General features: G+C 72.1%; 3 protein-coding genes. 1 reads left to right on the top strand and 2 read right to left on the bottom strand.

The genetic code is table 11. The features are described from left to right. Positions 1–448 precede the first annotated feature (448 nt). Positions 449–1558, top strand: a complete 1110-nt coding sequence (locus tag RZ84_RS20390; protein WP_043265499.1) for a DUF5937 family protein — start codon at positions 449–451, stop codon at positions 1556–1558. A 298-nt stretch (positions 1559–1856) separates the two neighbouring features. Here RZ84_RS20390 and RZ84_RS20385 read toward each other — a convergent pair whose 3' ends face one another. Next, on the bottom strand, positions 1857–2540 hold the full coding sequence (locus RZ84_RS20385; protein WP_043265498.1) for a response regulator: 684 nt from the start codon (positions 2538–2540) through the stop codon (positions 1857–1859). Positions 2541–2667: 127 nt separating this feature from the next. Further along, the gene (locus RZ84_RS20380) at positions 2668–3873 is read right to left on the bottom strand and encodes a sensor histidine kinase (protein WP_078894002.1); all 1206 of its coding nucleotides are present in this window, start codon (positions 3871–3873) and stop codon (positions 2668–2670) included. Positions 3874–4196 lie beyond the last annotated feature (323 nt).

Raw genomic sequence — 4196 nt, 5'->3', positions numbered from 1 at the left:
CGCCGGGTTTTTGGGGGGGGGGGGGGGGGGGGGGGGGGGGGGGGGGGAGGGGCCCCCGGGGAAGGGAACGCGACGCCGCCCCCACAACCCCCCGTACCCCCCGTATCCGCCATTCACCCCGTACCCCCCACCCGCCCCACCCCACGCGCCGCAACCACCCCGCCCACCTCGACCGCCCCACCCGTGCCCGCCATCGGTCCGCCGGGTCCGTGACCACGGCCTGGAAGCGGCGCCACTGCTGGATTTCACGGGCGACGCGGACGGTGGCCGCGCCGGGTGCGGGCGGGGCGGCCTTGCCCTGCTGAGCTGCGCGGTAGGTGTCGAGGAGGTGCTGCTGCGTGGTGTTCATGTTTCTCACTGTGGGGCCGGCCGGCGGCCGTGGCGCGTCGATTGACGGGAGCCGTCAATCGACGTCGGTGCAGGTCGCGGCCTCGCGCATGATGGGTACATGGCCAACGTCATCGACATCACCGGGCTGCCTCCGGAGCGCATCGTGTTCTCGCCCTCCCCGTTGGCGGAGCTGGGCGCGGCGCTGCACGCGCTGTCCGAGCCGGCGCACCACCCCGGGCTGCACGGCTGGGTCACCGCGACCAACGCGGGGCTGAAGACCGACCTCGCCGACCGGTTGTGCGAGGCGGACTTCCTGTGGCGGTCCGCCCGTTCGGACATCCTGCTGCCCGCCCACCCGGGGTCGACGTTGTCCGAGGACCTCGATGAGCTCGACAAGATCGACGACGAGCGGTTCGTGGCCGCCGTATTCGAGATCACCTGTTCACCGGCGTACACCCGTCTCACGCCGTCGCCCCTGGTCGACGAGGGTGAACGGGCCCGCGTACGGGAGATGGCGGCGGCGCGCGGTCCGCGGCAGGCGGGGTTCACGGACCGGATGCTGACCGCCCCGGACCGCCTCCGGGTGTGGCTGCGGCGCCTGTTCGAGGACTGCGAGGACGCGTTCTTCGGGGACATCTGGCGGCGAGTGGGAATCCAGCTGGCCGCGGACGCCCGGCACAAGACCGAGCTGCTGCGGCACAAGGGGCTGGACGAAACGCTCCGGGCCACCTCGCGGGCGCTTTCGCTGGACGAGGCGCAGGACGGCAGCGGCGGCACCCGGATCCTGGTCGACAAGCTCGCCGTCGGGCGGACGACGGCGTTCGCCAGCCCCGGGGATCCCGGAATCACCTTCCTGCCGACCTCGTTCGGCTGGCCGCATCTGCTGTTCAGCCATGCCGCGGGCTGGCGTCCGGTGCTCCAATACCCGGTCGCCAGCCCGGAGTTGCCCGCCGCCACCACGCTGGAACTCGTTCAGCAGCGGCTGGAGGCGCTCAGCCACCCGATGCGGATGCGGCTGTGCCGGACACTGTCGCGGGGGCCGCACACGACGGGGGAGCTGGCGACCGCGTTCGGCATCACGGCGCCCGAGGTGTCGCGGCATGTCGCGGTACTGAAGAAGGCCGGGCTGCTCCAGACACGGCGGCGCGGTCGTTATGTGCTGCACCAGCTGGACCTCCAGGTGGTGGCCCGACTGGGCAGCGACTTCCTTGAGGGCGTGCTGCGTTGAGGCCGCGCCGCGCCGAGGCCATGACTCGTTGGCGCTCAGCGCGTTGACGCATCTGGTGCACACGCGCAGTGACGCATCTGGTGCGTACACGCATCGACGCACCTGATCCACCGGCGCATCGAGTCACGTAGTGCGTCAGGCAAGTGGTCCATCGGGGCACGTAGTGCATCAACGGCGTACCGCGGTGGCGGACGTTACGGAGTACGGGAAGCCGCCCCAGCCACTCCCCTCGCCCTGCCACGCCCTCCGCCTCCGCATCCCCGTCCCGGTCCCCGCACCCACCCCGCCTCGCGCCTCGCTACGCCCCCGCGCCCCCGGCCCGCACCAGCCCCGTCTCATAGGCGAGTACCACGGCCTGGACCCGGTCCCGCAGGTTCAACTTGGTGAGGATTCGGCCCACATGGGTCTTGACCGTCGCCTCGGACAGCACCAGCCGCGCCGCGATCTCACCGTTCGACAGCCCCTGCGCGACCAGCAGCAGCACCTCCCGCTCGCGGTCCGTCAGCCGCTCCAGTTCGGGACGCACCGGCTCGGCGGCGGTGGCGGGCAGCATCGGTGTGAAGCGGTCGAGGAGGCGGCGGGTGGTGGACGGCGCGACGACCGCGTCGCCGCTGTGCACCGCGCGGATCGCGGCGAGCAGTTCGGCGGGCGGCACGTCCTTGAGCATGAAGCCGCTGGCCCCGGCTTTCAGCGCGGAGAAGGCGTACTCGTCCAGGTCGAAGGTGGTCAGGATGAGGACCTTCGGGGCGCCTTTCTGCTGCCCGCCCGCGCAGATCCGGCGGGTGGCCTCCACCCCGTCGAGCTGCGGCATCCGGACGTCCATGAGGATCACGTCGACCTCGGTCCCGCGCAGCACCTCCAGCGCCTGCGCTCCGTCCCCCGCCTCGGCGACGACCTCCATGTCGGGCTGCGCGGCCAGCACCATCCGGAAGCCGGTGCGCAGCAGCACCTGGTCGTCGACGAGCATCACGCGGATGGTCATGGCAGGGAGATCCCTTCACGGGTCAGTCGGCTGAGAGGGCGGCGAGGGCGGCGAGGGGGTGTGGGAGACGGCGGGCGGGGATGGAGCGCGGTGGGTGGCGGGACGCAGTGGGGTGGCGGGGAGGCGATCACCGCCCCGCTTTGAGGGGCAGCAGGGCGGTGACGCGGAAGCCGCCGCCCGGTCGGGGGCCCGCGTCGAGTATGCCGCCGACCATGCCGACCCGTTCGCGCATGCCGATGAGCCCGTGCCCGAGGCCGTCCGCGCCACCCTCCTCGTAGAGCTCGTGCTGCGCGCCCCGGCCGTCGTCCTCGACGAGGAGATCCACGTCGTCGTCCTGGTAGGTGAGGCGGACGGTGGCGCTGACGCCGGGGCCGCCGTGCTTGCGGGCGTTGGTGAGCGCTTCCTGGACGATGCGGTAGGCGGTCAGTTCGACGCTGCTGGGCAGCGAGCGCGGTTCGCCGACCACCCGGAAGTCGACGGGCAGTCCGGCGCCCCGGACCTGGTCGATGAGGTCGGCGAGCTGCTCCACTCCGGGCTGGGGTACGTACTCGCCGCCCTCGGCCTGTTCGCCGGTGCGGAGCACGCCCAGCAGCCGGCGCATCTCGGCGAGTGCCTGGCGCCCGGTGCCGGAGATCGTCTCCAGCGCCTGCCGGGTCTGGTCGGGCGCGGTGTCGAGGACGTAGGCGGCGCCGTCGGCCTGGACGACCATCACGGAGACGTTGTGCGCGACGACGTCGTGCAGCTCGCGGGCGATCCGGGCGCGCTCGGCGGCGACCGCGATCCGGGCCTGGGCCTCGCGCTCCCTCTCCAGTCGGGTGGCCTTCTCCTCCAGTTGTGCCCAGTAGGCGCGGCGGGTGCGTACGGAGTCGCCGAGCACCCACGCCAGGACGAACGGCACGGTGAGCAGCACCAGGAAGAACAGCGTCGCCCACAGCGGCAGTTTGGCGGGGCTTTCCCGGTAGCGCAGCTGGGCGAGGACGGGGGCGACGAACGCGCCGGCGAGCGCGAAGCGGGAGGCCCAGCGGCGGGCGGACGTCTCGGAGGCGACGGTGTAGATGATCACGAGCATCGCGAAGTCGCCCGGGTTGGGCTTGATGTCCAGGACGAGCTGGCCGACGCCTATGGCGGTGGTCAGCAGCAGCATCTTGACCGGGTACTTGCGGCGCAGCGCGATGACCAGGCAGAGGCCGATGGTGAAGGCCGCGGCGGGGATCTGCTCCCACGGGCCGCGCTGGCTCATGACCCACAGGCCGGCGATCCCGAAGAGGAGGACGGCCCAGAAGGTGTCCACTCCCGTCGGGTGCCTGCGGAGGAAGTCATAGAGGCGCTGCACGTAACCCAGCGTAGGCAGCGTGGACAGGTACAGGAGTCAACCGGAGGGGCGATCCTTTTCCTTGAGCCCTACTCCCCAAGGTGGAGGCCGTATGCGCCATTGTGTCGGCCCTGGGGCCGGCGGGTGGCGGCGCCGCGGAGCCGAACGCCGCTCCGACACCGCGGCAAGCCCCTGACCAGGTATTTCGGCTGCCGCACGGTCTGGGTCGGGTGGCGGCGGCCCATACCGTGGGTTGACAGCCCGTACCGTTGTGCAGTCGGTGCACGGGGAGCGTGCGGAACGAGGAACGTGGGGACGTGGCGGAAGTGGAACGGCGCGGCCGG

It is taken from the genome of Streptomyces sp. CT34 (genome assembly GCF_000805335.1).
Lineage (GTDB): Bacteria > Actinomycetota > Actinomycetes > Streptomycetales > Streptomycetaceae > Streptomyces.
This window is presented reverse-complemented; position numbering and strand designations above follow the sequence as displayed.